At 67.3% G+C, this 16213-nt stretch carries 17 protein-coding genes; 12 read left to right on the forward strand and 5 right to left on the reverse strand.

What is annotated here, in order from left to right; translation table 11 throughout:
- Nucleotides 1-777: 777 nt before the first annotated feature.
- Nucleotides 778-1542 carry a hypothetical protein gene (locus QQZ13_RS05415; protein ID WP_005052717.1) on the reverse strand — a complete coding sequence of 255 codons (765 nt, stop codon included), beginning with the start codon at nucleotides 1540-1542 and terminating at the stop codon, nucleotides 778-780.
- Nucleotides 1543-1854: 312 nt separating this feature from the next.
- Here QQZ13_RS05415 and QQZ13_RS05420 point away from each other — a divergent pair, with 312 nt between their 5' ends.
- The 12 genes from QQZ13_RS05420 (at nucleotide 1855) to nrdH (ending at nucleotide 14187) form a co-directional block, all read left to right on the forward strand.
- Entirely contained in the window at nucleotides 1855-2091 is a 237-nt protein-coding gene (locus tag QQZ13_RS05420) for a hypothetical protein (protein ID WP_005052720.1), read from the forward strand.
- Nucleotides 2091-3080, forward strand: a complete 990-nt coding sequence (locus QQZ13_RS05425) for a conjugal transfer protein (RefSeq protein ID WP_005052723.1) — start codon at nucleotides 2091-2093, stop codon at nucleotides 3078-3080. Before QQZ13_RS05420 ends, QQZ13_RS05425 begins: the two co-directional genes overlap by 1 nt.
- A gap of 16 nt (nucleotides 3081-3096) precedes the next feature.
- Nucleotides 3097-3420 (forward strand): hypothetical protein, encoded by a 324-nt coding sequence (locus tag QQZ13_RS05430; protein WP_005052725.1) that lies wholly within the window; start codon nucleotides 3097-3099, stop codon nucleotides 3418-3420.
- Between the two features lie 10 nt (nucleotides 3421-3430).
- Nucleotides 3431-4006, forward strand: coding sequence for a hypothetical protein (locus QQZ13_RS05435; RefSeq protein WP_005052728.1), 576 nt, complete (start codon nucleotides 3431-3433; stop codon nucleotides 4004-4006).
- A 2-nt stretch (nucleotides 4007-4008) separates the two neighbouring features.
- Nucleotides 4009-4224: a hypothetical protein gene (locus QQZ13_RS05440; protein WP_005052730.1), complete on the forward strand. Its 216-nt coding sequence runs from the start codon at nucleotides 4009-4011 to the stop codon at nucleotides 4222-4224.
- A gap of 35 nt (nucleotides 4225-4259) precedes the next feature.
- Complete coding sequence (locus QQZ13_RS05445) at nucleotides 4260-6761, forward strand: ATP-binding protein (RefSeq protein ID WP_043341023.1); 2502 nt, start codon at nucleotides 4260-4262, stop codon at nucleotides 6759-6761.
- Nucleotides 6758-8788 (forward strand): hypothetical protein, encoded by a 2031-nt coding sequence (locus QQZ13_RS05450; RefSeq protein WP_005052735.1) that lies wholly within the window; start codon nucleotides 6758-6760, stop codon nucleotides 8786-8788. Before QQZ13_RS05445 ends, QQZ13_RS05450 begins: the two co-directional genes overlap by 4 nt.
- A 6-nt stretch (nucleotides 8789-8794) precedes the next feature.
- Nucleotides 8795-10042, forward strand: coding sequence for a M23 family metallopeptidase (locus QQZ13_RS05455; protein WP_005052737.1), 1248 nt, complete (start codon nucleotides 8795-8797; stop codon nucleotides 10040-10042).
- A 126-nt stretch (nucleotides 10043-10168) separates the two neighbouring features.
- On the forward strand, nucleotides 10169-10762 hold the full coding sequence (locus tag QQZ13_RS05460) for a hypothetical protein (protein WP_005052738.1): 594 nt from the start codon (nucleotides 10169-10171) through the stop codon (nucleotides 10760-10762).
- Between the two features lie 724 nt (nucleotides 10763-11486).
- Entirely contained in the window at nucleotides 11487-13538 is a 2052-nt protein-coding gene (locus QQZ13_RS05465) for an FtsK/SpoIIIE domain-containing protein (protein ID WP_052323136.1), read from the forward strand.
- 58 nt (nucleotides 13539-13596) lie between these two features.
- A complete protein-coding gene (locus QQZ13_RS05470; protein WP_139833205.1) occupies nucleotides 13597-13875 on the forward strand; it encodes a hypothetical protein in 279 nt (92 codons plus the stop codon).
- Between the two features lie 51 nt (nucleotides 13876-13926).
- The gene (nrdH, locus tag QQZ13_RS05475; RefSeq protein ID WP_005052743.1) at nucleotides 13927-14187 is read left to right on the forward strand and encodes a glutaredoxin-like protein NrdH; all 261 of its coding nucleotides are present in this window, start codon (nucleotides 13927-13929) and stop codon (nucleotides 14185-14187) included.
- Nucleotides 14188-14256: 69 nt separating this feature from the next.
- Here the strand turns inward: nrdH and QQZ13_RS05480 are convergent, their stop codons facing one another.
- Genes QQZ13_RS05480 through QQZ13_RS05495 form a run of 4 tightly spaced genes read right to left on the reverse strand, consistent with a single transcriptional unit; the run spans nucleotide 14257 to nucleotide 16166 of the window.
- Nucleotides 14257-14490, reverse strand: coding sequence for a hypothetical protein (locus QQZ13_RS05480; protein ID WP_005052746.1), 234 nt, complete (start codon nucleotides 14488-14490; stop codon nucleotides 14257-14259).
- Between the two features lie 7 nt (nucleotides 14491-14497).
- Nucleotides 14498-14719, reverse strand: coding sequence for a hypothetical protein (locus QQZ13_RS05485; protein ID WP_005052747.1), 222 nt, complete (start codon nucleotides 14717-14719; stop codon nucleotides 14498-14500).
- Entirely contained in the window at nucleotides 14716-15669 is a 954-nt protein-coding gene (locus QQZ13_RS05490; RefSeq protein WP_005052750.1) for a DUF3560 domain-containing protein, read from the reverse strand. The genes QQZ13_RS05485 and QQZ13_RS05490 overlap by 4 nt, the downstream gene beginning before the upstream one ends.
- Entirely contained in the window at nucleotides 15666-16166 is a 501-nt protein-coding gene (locus tag QQZ13_RS05495; protein WP_217316608.1) for a hypothetical protein, read from the reverse strand. Before QQZ13_RS05495 ends, QQZ13_RS05490 begins: the two co-directional genes overlap by 4 nt.
- Nucleotides 16167-16213: the final 47 nt, after the last annotated feature.

Below are 16213 nucleotides of genomic sequence, written 5' to 3' on the forward strand. Positions count from 1 at the left end.
GGGGCAACTGTGGCGGGTTCATGGGCGCCAGTATAGCGTCACATTCACGCCTATATGCAACAACAATCGCGCGTGTCTGGCGCGACACATGCGCTAGAGCATGTGGAGCTACGGCGCTAGAACTGTGCGATGAACGCGCTCTGTCGGTGCAAGAACAACGCAAGCAGAGCGCTTGACAGTGCGCATCATCTAAAACAAGACCCGCGCCATAGTGGCTACATACGGGCACAAGCAATGCGCAAGTAAGGGGCCGTACAGGCGACAGCCGGGCGCTCGTAATGCGCACGTTAGAGCGCAACAGCATGCGCGGGTAGGGCGATGTAATAGCGCGAATATTGCAGTTGATATTGCGGATGGCTGGCGCGGGTATGGCGCGGGGGTTGCTCAGCGTATCGCGCAAGTGATGCGGTGATCTGGCGGGGGAGTGGCGGAGGCTATCGCGGTGTTGCTGCGAGGGTACAGCGCAGAGCATGGCGGCGGGGTGGCGCGTGTGTAGCGCGGCGCTGGCGATGGTGGGGTGCGCGGTGTCGCGAGGGCTGGTCATGGAGTCGTGGTGGGGCATCCAAACGATGGATGCGGGCGTAGACGGGCCTGTGCGGCCTGCTGAGGCGATTTCGGCCATGAGGAGGGCTCCGAGTGAGGCGGAGGGGAAGACAGGGCCCCTGGGGGCCATCCAGAGGCCCTGTCTGTCTGGGGGGGCGGAGCGGGAGTGTTGCTCCGGCCTGTGGGGAGCGCTCGACTCGTCGACTGCGCTTGCCCCCTGGATGGCGGGTTGGCTCAGCTGCGGCGCGGGGCGTAGGAGACCTTGGCCTCCATGTCGCCGCTGACGGCCTGCATGAGCTTGGTGCGGATTCGGCACACTCGGCGGTTGAGCGTCTCCCGGCTGACGCCGAGCTCGACAGCTGCTTCCTCACGCGCCACACCGGGATCACCCTCCGCGAGCTCGATGCGAGCAAGCAGCTGGACCTCGTCGCGGCGGAGGGTGCCGGAGTCGATCGCCCAGGTGAGGATCGTCACCAGATCCCGGAAGACGTCATCGCTCTCGTCGGGGCCTGCGATCTTCTCGAGCAGCTCGTCTTCGACCGGCATTGCGTCGACGCTGTGCTCGCTGCCGAACCAGACTCCGAGGTTCTTGATCGTCTCGAGGCGGATGTTTCCGGAGACGGAGTGGACCCGCTCGAGCGGGTAGGTGTGAATGACCTCCCAGAGCACGCCGATCGTCGCGGTACGGGCGTCGGCGGGGGAGTGCTGCCACAGGCTGCGCATGCTGCTGCAGCTGCTCGGCAGCCGCAGCGCGAGCGGCATGAACGACTTGAGCAGGACGCGGCCGGCGATGGTATCGCCGGCGTGCTCGAGGGTGAGCAGCTCGAGCAGGAGCGCGTCGCGCTGTTCGGGAGCTTGCGGCTGCCGGATGAGGTTCACGGCCTCATCGCCAGTCAGCTCGCCGAGCGTTCCGAAGTGGTGAGTGGTGTGGGAGTGGAAGCTGTTCCACTCATCGAACAGCTGGTCGGCAAGAGGTGATGTCTTCGCCCAAGCAGTCATGAGAAATGGCCCTTCGTCGTGACGTCGGTTGACGAAGGGCCACGTTCCTCAGCACCCCTGGTTCAGATCCTGGAAAGTTCCGGCCGGGCAGGAGAGCGCCCGATCGGCGGATGCTGGCTTCGGTGGATCTGAGTTGCGATCCGATGCTGTAAATACCTGTTCAGGGGCGGTTTCCATGCCTCGCTGCATGGGCGCAATATCCACGCAAGATTTCTTCGATCCGCGATGTCCGCGAAGGGCCGAAAACCCGGCCTATACAGATATGCCCCCGTTGGTCGGGAGGCATCAGGACTCCGCGGAAGGGACAGAAACGTGAGCGAGAGCAGCACCGCAGACAGCGCCGACGACGCCATGTGGGAAGGATTCAAGCCCGACGCTGCACGCGCGATCCGTGCGCGCCAGGGGTTCGAGGAAGCAGTGGCGAGCACTCTCGACGCACCCTTCGACCCCTCCACGCATGGTCGCGTGGTGAAGGCGGTTGAGGAGCTTTCGGCAGCGGTGCCGGCAGCTCTGCGGGTGGCGCAGCTGCGAGTGGGAGGAGCTGCATAATGGCGCGTCGTGAGAAGACGTCGAAGCCGGCCAAGGAGACGAAGACCGTCCCGGCACAGGGGAGCAGCTGGACCCATGGTCGGCAGCTGGGCGGCAAGCTGCTGTCCGCGCTTCTGTTCGCCGCGATCGCGTGTGGGCCTATCGCGCTCTTCGCCGCGGCCGCACGTCCGGCGCCCGTCGTCGCCGCAGCGCCCGAGGCGCAGGCAGCGGGACTGAGCACGCAGCAGCAGGCTGCCGGCGGTTACGCGGAGGGCTTCGTCTCCTCGTGGCTGAGCGCGACGAAGGACGCACCGGGCGACCTGGCTACCTACGTCGACCTGGCGGCGCTGCGGCAGCTGTCGGTCACGGCCTGGGAGTACCGCGACCTGTCCGTGGTCTCCATCACGCCCGTCGACGGCTCGGACTTCGTCAACGTCGTCGTCGCGGCGAACATCAAGGAGCTGTCGGTGACGGACTCCGACGACACCAGCACGACGAGCTGGCCGCGCCGCTACTTCCAGGTGGCGATCGCGGTCAACGGGGACACGGTGAGGGCAGTCGGTCTCCCGGCCCAGATCTCCGCTCCCGTCCAGGGCGAGACAACGTCGCTGGTCTACAAGCAGACCATCGGATCCTCTGACCCGTCCGCGGAGACAGTGTCGGCGTTCCTCGGCGCGTACCTTGCCGGCTCGGGTGACCTGTCCCGATACAGCGCCCCGGACACATCTTTCGTGGCGATCTCGCCCGCCCCCTACGTGATGGTCAACGTCGAGGAGATGCGGTCAGACCTGACGCCTACGGAGTCCCCGAGCGATGGCGACACCCTCAAGGTGCTCGCGACCGTCTCACTGCTGAGCCCGCTGGACCAGCAAGTGACCTCGACGTACACGCTCACCCTCACCGCGCGTGCCTCCCGCTGGGAGGTCAGCGCCATTGATCTTGCACCGCAAGCGGTCTCCGACAAGGGATCGACAACCCCCACGCCGACACCGTCCGGTAACGGCAACTAAGGAAGGAACACCAACCATGTTCGATTGGATCAACGGGATCACCGCTGATGCGACGACTGCTTTCCGGGCGGTCGTGTTTCTCGCAGCAGCAGTGATCTTCTTCGTCGTCGCCGCCAAGGTGCGGTTCGCCATGGCGACGACCATCATCACCGGCATCGCGTGCGGCCTGGCCATGTTCCTCGCCGCCGGCGGTGGCGAGTGGGTCATGGGCCTCATCCAGACCGAGACCGTCGACGCCATCGGAGTCACGATCCATCAGATCGCAGCTCCGGCGGACGCCCTGGTGCTCAACGAGACCACCACCGCGGCCGGCGACACGGTCTACCGGCTGGTCGCGTAAAGGGGCGAACGTGGCCGATCGCGACGAAGAGAGAGAGGTTGCGCGCTTCTACACGCGCAGCCGCCGGTTCCCAAAGTTCATCGGCCGTCTCCACGACGGCACGAAGATCCCCGGGGGCCCCTACACGCTGACGCAGGGCGTCGTCCTGGCGATCGTCCTGGTCGTCGCCCTGCTGACGCAGAGCGTGTGGGGGACTGGCTCTCCGATCGTCGATATCCCCGTCGCTGCCTTCGTGTCCTGGGGAGCAGCGTGGGGAGCCGGAAGGATCCCGGCCACACGCCGGAACCTGCTGAGCATCATCACCAGCGGCCTGTCCGCGATGACCCGCCCCGCAGCCGGCCGCTACCGCGGAGTGACCATGCGGGTTCGCCCGCCCCACTTCGCAGGCGGCGGAACAACGATCGCCGAGCCGGTCGGAGCCACGCTCACCACCCCGGATAGCGAGACCACCGCACCCGCACCGGAAGCGCCCGTCGTGGCGCAGCCGGTCCTGCAGCCGCGCTCGACGCCGCTGCCGGCGCACGCACCCGCACACGCGGTCAGCGGCGTCGAGCGCCTGCTGCAGCAAGCCCGAGGAGGCAACTGACCATGAACAACACCGACATCCCGCTCGGCATCATCGGCCGAGGCCGCGGCTACGTCATCAAGACCCTCGTGGTCAAGGCGGAGACCGCGCGTGGGCCGATCTGTGCGGACCCCGCTACCACGAGCTACGCAGCCCTCCTCCCCATCCTCGGCGGCACGCCGATCACGGCACCCCTCAGCGGCGGTCGCGATCTGCTGCTGGCCACGCCGACCGACTGAGAAACGAGACGACGATGCAGATTCCGGCAACAGCGATGACGAGCAACCTGATGTGGACCCGCTCGGGCGTGGTCTGGGCTACGTGGCGGCTGCAGCCGCTCCCGTATGCCTACGCCACCACGGCGGCAAAGCAGCTCGTCAAGGCGCACCACCAGGCGCTCTTCCAGGCGCACCGGGGCGAGGGACTGCTGCTGGGGCTGTGCGCTGACCTGGATCCGGTGTCTGTCGTGGAGCGGATGCTGGACGGTGTTCGCATCGACGAGTGTCCGGACTGGGCGCGCGAGGTCGAGCTGACCCTGGACGCGCTCGAGCAGATCCCGCTTGGAACGCGCGCGTTCTGGTTCTCGGTCCCGCTCGCGGCCGGTTCGATGAAGGCTCGCGCGAGGTCGGCAGTGCGCGCCGCCGACACCAAGCTGCGCGACACGTTGGCTCTTCCCCGTCAGCTGCCTACCGACTCCGAGATCGCTGCGGCCGCGCGGATGGCCAAGGAGATCGAGGTTCGCATCCCGGCCGCGTTCCAGCCGACCCGTGCAACGCCGGCCGAGCAGATCTGGATCGCCCTTCACTCGCAGCAGCGCGGCCTCTCCGCAGATCTCGCCGCCCCTGTCCCGCCCGCCGAGGGTACCGAGGACGGATTCGGCGTCGACGAGCTCGCGCACTTCCAGATGCCCTCCGCGATGCCGAACCCATGGCTCGACGAAGGCGGACAGAGCGACCTTCCCAAGGGGCAGCAGTTCCTCCCGTTCAAGCGCCGCTACCTCAAGGTGCACAGCCCCTACGCGGACGAGACGTCGTCCTACCAGGTGGTGCAGGCCATGGTCGCCGCACCCAAGGCCGGCTGGGTTTCGCCCGGCGTCGAGTGGATCTCACACGTCGACCAGTTCCCCCTTGACGTCGACTGGGGGATCCGTTTCACCGTCACCGGCGCCGACGAGGTCAAGCGTCGCAACAAGAAGGCCGAAACCGCCCTCGAGGAGCAGTACAAGCACCAGGAGGGCACCGCGACGATCACCGGCGGCGGATCCGACCTCGGAGAGATCGCGGAGACGCTGGCCGCCTACCACGCCTCCCTCAACCGCTCCGATAAGGAGGTCGAGGTTCAGGCGACGGTGCTGTTCGCTGTGGGGGCAGATACCGCCGATCTCGCGAAGGCTAAGGGCCGGTTCGTGGCAGACGAGTACAAGCGCGCTGACTTCCTCCTCGAGGCTCCCCTGGGAGGTCAGGAGGAGCTTTGGTGGGCGATGATCCCCGGCACGCCCACCGGGCGCATCGTCCGTGAGCTCACCCAGATCACGACGGGCCGGGAGTTCGCGACCGGCGTTCCGCTTTCCAGCAACGAGCTCGGAGACGAGAAGGGCGCCCGCTTCGGCGAGAACATCAGCACCGCCCGGCACACCCCGATCCTCCGCGACGCGGACGGCAGTATCCAGGCCGACACCAGCGCCAGCTTCGGCGTGGTCGCCGAGCTCGGCGCCGGCAAGAGCGTGCTGCTCAAGGGAGACATGGGCGACACGGTCGACCGCAACGGCCGCGTCGTCGCGATCGACCGCACAGAGGCCAAGGAGTACGCGGTTTTCGCGCAGAGCCTCCGGCCGGACACCACGACGATCGTTGACCTGATGACCCCGGAGTACTCGCTGGACCCGCTGCGGGTGTTCGGCCCTCTCGTCGGCGCACGCATGGTGCAGTCGCTCTTCGCGGTGATGCTCGGCATCCGGGCCCGCGACTCCCGAGGCGTCGCCCTGTCCCGCCTCCTCGAGCCGGAGTACGTCGCCGCGCACGACATCACCAGCCTCGGTCGCCTGCGGGCGCACCTCAAGACGATCTCCTCGGCGGAGAGCGATGAGCTGTCGGGCCTGATCAACCTGGTCGCGTCGAAGGACATCGGCGAGGTTCTCTTCAATGACGGGCTGACCGCTGTCGACCTGAAATCGCGTGCCCTGGTCTTCCTCACCCATGGGCTGTCGCTGCCAGACAAGACCGAGCTCGAGCACGCGCACCTGTTCGAGGAGATGCCCCTGGAAAAGATCTACGGCCGCGCCATGTACGCGATGCTCATGGGGATCTCCCGCGAGGTCTGCTTCATGAACCCCGGCGAGCTCGCCGGCGCCTACTTCGACGAGTGCCACCACATCACCCAGTCACCGGAGGGAGAGCGCGACCTGCGCATCGGCATCCGCGACGGTCGCAAGCACCGCGCGTTCTTCGCCCTCGGCTCGCACGACCCCGCCGACTTCGGAGAAACCCAGACCCGAGGCCTGCTCAAGACCCGCTACGTGATGCGCCAGACCGACAAGGAGCTCGCTCGCCGCGCGATCGAGTGGCTGACCGGCGAGCCCGCGGACCCGGCGATGGTCCAGGTGGTCACCGAAGACCTGTCCCCGCTCGGGGCGGACGGAAAGGTCGCCCCGGAGCGGCGCGGCGAGGGACTGATCCGTGACCAGCGCGGTCGAATCGGGAAGTTCCGCAAGACGCTGCCCGAGCGCCCCGACCGCCGCGAAGCCGTGCTGTCGACCCCGTCTCTGGTGACACCATGATCACCTTCTACCGGCACACCTTCGAGACTCTGGGCGGCGCGTTCTGGCGGGTCCGTTTCTGGGCGCACGATCACCCGCGGTGGAGCAAGGTCATCGCCGTCGTCCTGATCGACCTGTTCCTGGTCCTGTTCGGCAACACGTACTGGGCCTTCGCCGCTGACGGCGGCGGCTCGTCCCCGTTCATGCTCGGCGGCGACATCACTGACAGCGACGGCGTCCCGCTGACCAACTACACGGTGCTTCCACTGGACCGCGGCGATGTGTTCACGATGGGGAAGTTCTTCATCTCCATGTGGATCGACCCGATCTGGACCGGGCATCTGGGTCTGGTGTCGTGGATGATCTGGTTCTGCAACTGGCTGCTCTCCTTCGAGTGGGTCGACATCGTCGCGGCACCGTTCGGCGCGCTGGCCGACCTCTTGCAGGACTTCCTCGGCGAGATCGCATGGATCCCGTTCGCGCTGACGATCGCCGGCGGTGTCGCGGGCCTGGCGATCATGCTCGGCCGGCACTCCACCGGGTGGGCGGAGTTGTTCATCTCTGCGTGCTGTGCGGTGCTGGCGACCGGTCTGCTCGCTAACCCGATCGCCTCGCTCACCGCCGCAGGCGGAGCATTCGACACCGCCCAGGAGTACGGCGGTCAGATCGCTGCCGTCGTCGTCACCGACGACATCAACAGCACGGAGCTCGACTCCGAGAACCTGCTGTCAGCTGCGGTCACGTCGCAGCTGGTCGACATCTTCGTGAAGATCCCTGCGCAGACGATCGCGTTCGGCCACGCCCTCGAGGGGCAGTGCGCCGCGACGTTCACCGACACGATGACCAACTCGGCGCCCATCCAGACCGGCGGCAACGAGGTCCGTGACGCGGTCGGCGGGTGCGACGAGGCGGCGAAGACGTTCAACCAGAATCCGAACTTCGGCCAGGTGCTCACGGCCGTCACGATGACCCCCGGAGCGCTCACCCTGTTCATCCTGCCGATGGCCTTCGGGGTGCTGTTCCTAGTCACGGTTCTCGGCTTCCTGATCTCCGCACTCAAGACCATGTGGAACGTCTACATCGGGATCCTCCCGGTCAACCGATACCCGCTGTGGAAGTCCCTCGCCGACACCTTCATGGGCCTGGTCGCCATCGTCTTCATGGCAGTCGTCATGGCGGCCGTCCTCAAGCTCACCGTCGCAGCGATCACCGGGCTCAGCAGCCTGGGAATCCCGCTCGTCGCGCAGATGACCTTTGCGACGCTGGTGATGATCGTGCTGCTGTTCCTCATCATCCGAGCGCGTCGCATTGCCAAGAAGACCGGCCGGTCGATCGCCGAGCAGCTCTCCAAGTACGGCATCGGCAAGGGCGCGCCGGCGCAGCGCGACGGGGTCAAGACCGTCGCGGCGATGAGCGCCGTATCCACCGTCGCGGCCGCGGCGCTGCGTCGCCCTGACAACAAGGTCGACGCGCGCTCCATCAACTTCGGCGCGGGGGCTGCGCAGGACATCGGCACAATGACCGCTACACGCCCGCCCGCGGCTCCCAAGCCGCCCTCGACGCCCTCTGGCGGCTCACCGAGCCGTCCCGCCCTCCCGTCGCCTCAGATGGGCTCTGGGGGCGGCGCTGGCGCGGGTGCTGCCGCCAAGGCCTCGAAGACCGCGGACCTGGTCTTCACGGCCGCGCGGATCGGCAAGGGTGCCGCAGCGGGCGGTGTGGCCGGCGCCGCCGGCGCCGCGGCGCTCGAGGTCGGTGGCCGAGTCGCGAGCAAGGGAGCGTCGAAGGCTGTCTCCGCGGCCGCGGCAGGCGCGAGCAAGCCGCGAGCTGCGGGCGACCCGAAGGTGGTCTCGATGGTCGTCGACCAGGGCCCGGCGCCCACGCGCACCCCGGACGGTCCTCGACGGATCGTCGTCGACTCCTCGGGCATGGGACACATCGAACGGCGCCCCTCGTCAGGTGTCGTCGACATCTCGTCCCTGCCGGCGCGCGCGCCTCGCTCTCCGCGCAGCGGTGAGATGCGCGCCCGGCTCGCGATCGCACAGAAGTAACCCCGCATGTCCGCATCGGGAGTACTCGAGCGCTCTGCCGACGTCGCCGGCGCCGTCAATGGGGGAGACGACGGGGACGGTGGTGGTTCGCGCAAGGTCGTCCTCTGGGTGATCGCGCTCGTGCTGGTGCCGGTGGTGCTCTTCGCCGGCTACACGATGTTCCTGATGATGGCGATCGCCGGCGCCTCCGGCGGTGGGTCGTCGCAGTGCACCGCGGGGTCGCTGACCACCGACAAGCTCGAGGTCCAGACCACAGGAGGATCGACCCGCACCCTCGGTGCGACGGAGCTCGGCCACGCGGCCACCATCCTCTCGGTCGCCCGCTCACTGGGCGTGTCCGCGCGGGGCCAGCAGATCGCGATCATGACCGCGCTGCAGGAGTCCGGCTTGAAGATGTACGCCAACTCCTCCGTGCCTGAGTCCCTCGATTACCCGCACGACGCGGTCGGCAGCGACCACGACTCCGTCAACTACTTCCAGCAGCGTGTGTCGGGCTGGGGCACCGTCGAGGAGCTCATGGACCCCCTCTACGCAGCCAAGGCGTTCTTCGGCGGCGAGGAGGGCCCCAACGGCGGATCGCCGCGTGGGCTGCTCGACATCCCCGGCTGGGAGGACATGGGGCTGGGGGAGGCCGCGCAGACCGTGCAGGTCTCCGCATACCCGACCGCTTACGACAAGTGGGAGCCCGCAGCACAGCAGATCATCACCGCGGTCGGCGGGTCGATCAGCTGCGACAGCAGCACTGTCGTCGGGCAGGCCGCTTTCCCCCTTGCGGCCGGCTACCAGATGACCTCCGGCTACGGGCCGCGCGACATCACCGTTCCGGGTGCGTCGAGTTGGCATGTCGGAATCGACCTGCAGCGCTGGCCAAACCCGTGCGGCGACCCTGTCTACGCGGTCCTGCCGGGCACGGTGACTCTCAGCAGCTCACTGTGGTTGTCGATCAAGCACCCCGATGGGTTCGTGGTGTCCTACCTGCATATGTACAAGAGCGAGCGGCTCGTCGACGTCGGAGACACCGTCACCGCCGGCCAGCAGATCGGTGTCGTCGGGAACGTGCCGCCCAGTGGGGGATGCCACCTGCACCTGGCCGTCAACAAGAACGGGACGACGAATCAGGCCGTCGCCGGGCTGCAGGAGGCGACTGCACTCGGTGCCCCCTCGCAGTACGCCGGCTACGTGAACCCCGAAGAGTTCCTCCGCCTGTATGGCATCGAGATCTGTCCCACAGACGGCACTTGCCGACGCCTCTGACCCCCCTGGAAAACCGAGTCAACTCGCGGCATGTAACCCTCCTGACGGCCTGGAAACCGGCCTGTAGGCTGGGGGCAGCCCCGGCCCGAAACGGGGCCGAAGCCTCTCCCACCCAGACGGTGACTCGTGCCCTCAACAGATGTCAACGCCGCTGGTGACACCGACCGACCCGCCGGGTCAGTGTCGGCCACCGGCTACCGCTCGATCGCATACTTCCTGCCGGTCGCGCTGCATGCACGGCTCAAGGCTGCGTGGTGGTCGACGAGGGATGAGCCGGAGGGTGCGCCCGCGCTGGCCGGTCTCGTCGAGGTCGCCATCGGCCGCGAGACCAACCGCCTCGAGCAGCTCTACAACGCCGGCTCCCCTTTCCCTCCTGCCCCCGACCGTGCCCAGGGTGTGAACCCAAGAGGAGCCGCGGGATACCGCCATCAGACCTACTACCTGCCGGTCGCGCTGCACGCGCGCCTCAAGGCTGCGTGGTGGTCGACGAGGGATGAGCCGGAGGGTGCGCCCGCGCTGGCCGGTCTCGTCGAGGTCGCCTTCATGCGGGAAGCCGACCGCCTTGAGCAGCTCTACAACGAGGGTGCCCCGTTCCCGCCGGCGCCGGCCAAGGCGCGAGGGATCAGCCGCGCTGCAGCACAACGACAGGGCGAATGGCTGCGAGGCGAGTGGGAGCGCCGGCGACAGGCGCAGACCCCGCCGACCGACTCCAACGACTGACCCGACTCCGCGCCACGGCGACGTGTTGCACCGGGTGTGCGGTGCAGTATGCCGCCGATGTGCGGCGCAGTATTGCGCCATAATGTCGGATCTCGCTTGACTTGTCGGATCTCGGATGGGCTGACCGGGACTTCTCTCATTCGCGGTGCAGTCCCGGCAGAGCGGTCTGTCTCACACGAGTTGTCACGAATCCGACCCTGCTGCTCCCGCCTCGAAGCAGCACTACGCGGCGCGCCGAGCATCGGACAACTGGAGTGAGAATCCGACAAGTGGAGTGAGACGACTCGACAGGTCCGTGAGAATCGGACAACTGGAGTGAGACACGACACATAACTGCGCGGGTGTGCCTGCTGGAAATATTTCCCAGGGGGAGGGGTTCAAGCTCGATTCGACAACCGTGCCTGCGGCAGAACGCCAATCGGGCTTGATCCTATCACCCGTGTCAAGCGCGGGTGTGGCGGAGGTATTGCGCTGGTCTGCGCCGCGATGTGGCGCAATAACCCTTTCCAGCCGCCGTGGCGATCTCCTCGAGCACACTCTTGCACAGGGGACATCACGAGTGCGTCAGACGCGGGGAGAATCCGCGATGTCCGCGAAGGAGCAGATCTCCGGCCTATACCTCGCAAGAGGGTCGTGAAGTACTCGGCCCACTCAGGAGGCTCGAATGGCAACGACAACTCGTGTGGCATCTCGTCCGCCGGCGCGCCCACCTGCACCGGCGACGGTGGCTCTGGGTGTTCTTCCTCGGCGTCAGCTGACCGGGATCATCCCGGCGCTGCTGTGCATCGCACTGGCGACCGCCGCCACCGGGTTGAACGCGGTGCGCCCGTTCACCGATCTGATCCCGCTGGTGTGGGTCGTGGCCGTGTTGCTCGCCGCCGGCGCGGTCGCATCCGGCGTGCGGACCTTCCAACGGGAAGGGCGGATGGACCCGGCGATCGAGGCGGTCCTTCCGATGCTCGGTGCGGCACAGCCAACCCGTGCTCTCGTCGTGCCGGTGAAGTGGACTCGTGGATGGGTGGGCCTCCCGGAGCGCATCAAGATCCGGTACGCCTCGCACGTCGATGACACCGACCCCCGCTTCGTCGACCAGATCCTCGCAGGCCTTGCACGCAGGCTTGGTGCCGAGTACCGGGTACGCAAGCACAACTCGAGGCGGTGCGTGCTCGTCGTCGAGCTCGCACCCGTGAGTGATCCGGTCTCCCGTGAGCAGCAGCGCGCGATCGAGGTCGTCAAGCTGGTCATCGACCCGACCGCGAGCGTCTCGGTGAAGAGTGCCGATGACGGCTCGGTCTCGAAGATCGACGTCAAGCACAACGTGGGACCGAAGATGGCGATCGCGGCGCGGCGCTCCCAGGTCGAGAAGGTGGTCTCCTCGATGCTCCCTGGCCGGTGGCGTGCGCACTGGGATCTCGAGGGCGACAAGATCACGTTCGAGGTCCGACCGACGATGCCCGACATGGTCCTGCACGAAGTGGAGCCCGCGGCCGCACTCACCCACGCCGCCTACAAGGCGTTCAAGATCCCGATCGGTCCTGACGAAGACGGTCAGATCCAGTCGTGGCATCCGGCGGTCTCCCCGCATTGCCTCGTCATCGGTGGAACCGGATCGGGAAAGACCAGCTTCCAGCACACGGTGCTCACCCATCTCGCGCACGCTCACTGGCGGGTGTGGGTACTCGATGGGAAGCGGATCGAGTTCGCCGGATTCCGGGACTGGCCCAACGTCGAGCTCGTCGGCGCGCGGGTGGAGCACCAGGTGCGGATGCTGCACGCTGCGCACGAGCTCATGGAGGAGCGGTACTCGCAGCTCGAGAACGGCACGGCCCGGCTCGAGGACTTCGACCCCCTCGCGTTGATCATCGACGAGTACGCGACGTTCAAGGCGCGCGTGCAGCGCTGGTACAAGACGGTGAAGCCGAAGGGTGCGCCGGCGCAGGCCCCCGTTCTCGATCTGCTCTCCGATCTCGCGCGACTGGCACGGTCGGCGAAGATCCACATCCTGCTCGGTCTGCAGCGCCCCGACGTCGAGTTCCTCGGCGGTGAGATGCGAGACAACTTCGGCGCCCGCGTCAGCTTCGGTCGTCTCTCCCCGCAGGGCGCCAACATGATGTGGGACAGCTTCGCGGTCGGTGTCGCGATCCCTCGCAACAAGCGTGGCCGCGGTGTCACTCTGAACGCCGAATCTCAGCCCGTCGAGATTCAGGCGTTCTACACCCCCGACCCCGCCAAGCTCGACTCCACCGACAAGGCGGACTGGGATCACCTGGCGGCGCTGCGTCCCGACGCTGCCGACTACGAGCGGATGATGGTGCGCGACCCGGAAGCGGAGCTCACCGACGACGGCGAGGGGGAGGAGCTCGAGCCCGACTACTTCCAGTGGTCCTCGGCCGAGATTGTCGCTTGGGATGCATCGGTACCGTCGACGACCAAGCACGACGCGCTTCGACCCTCCAATGTCACCCCACTGGACTCTCGTGAACGGGTCCGGTTCGTGCCCGAAGTCGACGACGATGCACCGGACGTCGACGCGGCCGCTGACGGCGACGGATACGGCGAATCCCTCGAGGGCCCCGCGGTGGAGCTCGAGGTCGGAGATCTCCTGCTCGTCGACGCGACTCTGGGGCTGTGGGGAGTGGTCGAAGGAGTGGAGCCCGACGTCGTCGACGACGAGTACCTCGCGATCGAATACCGCGACCTCGACAGCGGTGAGGACGGGCTGCTGACGCTCTTCGACAACTCGGTGATCAGCTACCGCCGACCCGAAGCAGCCTGATCGTCGTGGCCGTCATGATGCTGCGGGCCTACCGGCCCCGAGAGAAGGGATGAATCGCGTGTCGAACCAGAGCGTGTCGGAAGACGACTGGATCTCGCTGCTGCTGATCGCCGTGCTCGTCCTGGCCAGTGGCGCAGTGTCGCTGGGGATGTTCCTCGATCCGCTGCGCGCGTGGATGTTGAAGTACCACTTGCTCGAGCAGGGTGAAACCGTGGCGATCCCCGTCGTCGACGGCGTCGGCCTCGGCTGGGGACAGATCCTCGTCATCCTCGCGATCCTGATCGGTGCGATCGCGCTCATCGTGTGGCTCAAGCGCCGCGCGGCTGCCCGTGTCTGAGCTGCCCGCCATGCTCAGCAAACGAGACCCAGGAAGGAGGAGAGATCACCCATGACAACCACACTGACGAACGGCGACAAGACGATCACGCTGTTCACCAAGAAATCATGCGTACAGTGCGTCGCGACACACCGCGCGCTCGATGCTAAGGGAATCGAGTACGACGTCGTCGACCTCAGCGAAGACGCCGCAGCGCTCGAACAGGTCAAGTCGCTCGGCTACCTGCAGGCACCGGTCGTCATCACGGATGAGGATCACTGGTCGGGCTTCCGTCCCGACAAGATCGACGAGCTCGCGCAACGGCTCGCGTGATTGACGACAGAGGCCCCACCGGCAGCTCTTCGCCGGTGGGGCCTCTGCTCTGCTCATCGGAGCGGGACATCATCTGTGCGGCATGTGCGCCGCTGCCCACCGCTGCAGCAGCTGCTCCCGCAGAGGCCCGTTCCGCTCGAGCATCATCCGAACCCCTGCCGGCGCCGCGCCTGCCGGCGCACCGGCCTCGAGGGTGCGCAGCCCGAGATGCTCGCATGCCCAGTCGGCGAGCTCGTCGAGCTCCACAGTGACGGTGGCGGTGACGTCGACGCGCTGCTGCCATTGGACCTTGTAGGCGGGCATCGGACGCTCAATCTGGGTTGCTGAAGAAGTCGATCACGAGCGCGATGGTGATGGGGACGAGGATCACCGCCGCGGCGGTGACGATGATGCGATCGAGGATCGGCGCGGCGAGGATCCCGAGCCACCCAGAGAGGACCGCGGCTGCGATGTACAGCAGCGCGATTACGAGACGGCGGAGCCAACGAGTCGTGGGCTCCGGGATCGTGCGGGGGCGGGCGGCGATGGTCATGAGATCGCTCCGCTCTGGCCGGCACGGTGCTCGCGGATGTGCGTGTAAGGGACTGTGCCGCGGTGGCCGTAGGCGTCGACGATGGTGGCGCTCTTCGGGTTGGTGCGGGTTACGGTGCACCAGGCGCCGAAGTACTTGATCTGGTCGCCGACGCTGATGGTGTCCTTGCTGTGGTCGGTGGCCGCGCCGGTCGCGACCTGCTCGGCGCGGACCTCCTGCCAGTAGGTGAGCTGATCGTCGGTCGCGGCCAGCTCCCTCTCGAGCCGTTCGGCGTAGGCGCCGGTGGCTGCAGCCGTGACCTCGACATACCCGCCAGGAAGGGTGCGGCTTGACCCGTCGAGACGTCGACGGATGCCGGCGCGATCTGCGCGGAGCTTCTCGATCCGGTTCGCCACGGTGATCGGCGCATACCGTGCATCGGTCGCCGCGGCCGCGACGTCGGCACGCACCTGGGCGCGCCGTGCCGCCGCGTCGGCGTCGATGGAGCGGCGGATCGCCGCGTCCGCCTTGCCGATCGCTCGGCGGTGGCCGGCCTCCGAGTGGTGTCCGACCTTGATGGGCTCGCCACCTTCGGGGAGGCGTCGCAGCGCGCGGGCCGCGCGCTCTGCCTCTTCGGTGGCGTCCTGGTGTCGTCGATCTGCGCGCACCGCCAGGGCGGCAGCGCGATCGTTCCTGCGGTCGACCAGGTCAGCCTCGACGACGGCCGCGGCCCGGCGTTCATAGTCGATCGAGATCTCGACGACGAACCCGGCAGCGGTGAGCTGCTCGGCGGTGCGGTTGATGATCGCGATCTTCGGTTCGCGGTCGCGGGAGTGGGGGATGTACCAAGATCCGAGCGCCCGGCTCCACCGCCAGCCGTTGGCCTTGAGAGTATCGGCCGTGCCGTCGCCCCGGCTGGTCCCTTCGATGAGGGTGCCTTCCGCGGCCGCGTGGATGATCGTGAGCATCATGGCCGGCTCCCTTCCCGCGCGGCCGCGTCGTGCGTGAGAGGGTGGCGGAATCCGATCTCCCGTTCCCAGACCTCGGCGGCGCGATGCAGGCCCTCATACTCCTTCACGCCCAGGTGGTCCGGGGAGTCGACGAGCGGGCGGTGAGCGAACCGTCGCGCGATCGCGTCGCCGAGGCGTTCGACGAGGTCACGCGCAGGGGACTGATCCCATCCGGGGTGATGGCAGGAGACTTCGGCGAGCAGTAGACGGCTGCGCTCGATCTGCAACGCCTGCTCGTCATCGGCATGGGGGACGATCTCGGCGACCGGCTGCCATTCGTAGCGCGGTGCGGCGATGTGCTGCTTGATCGCGTAGCTGACGCTCGCGTAGTTCTCATCCCAGAGGCTCTGACCCATCCGGTCGGCGTTCTCGGCGAGCTCGCGCGGAGTGCTGCTGCGGTAGGCGGGTGTGGAAATGTAGGCGGCGGTGACCAACAGGTCGATGGTGTCGCGGTTCACGGGAAACGCGCGCATGATGACCCCCTCAGGTGGTGAATGTGACATTC

The sequence above is a fragment of the Microbacterium sp. T2.11-28 genome, from assembly GCF_950097975.1.
In the GTDB taxonomy this organism is placed as follows: domain Bacteria; phylum Actinomycetota; class Actinomycetes; order Actinomycetales; family Microbacteriaceae; genus Microbacterium.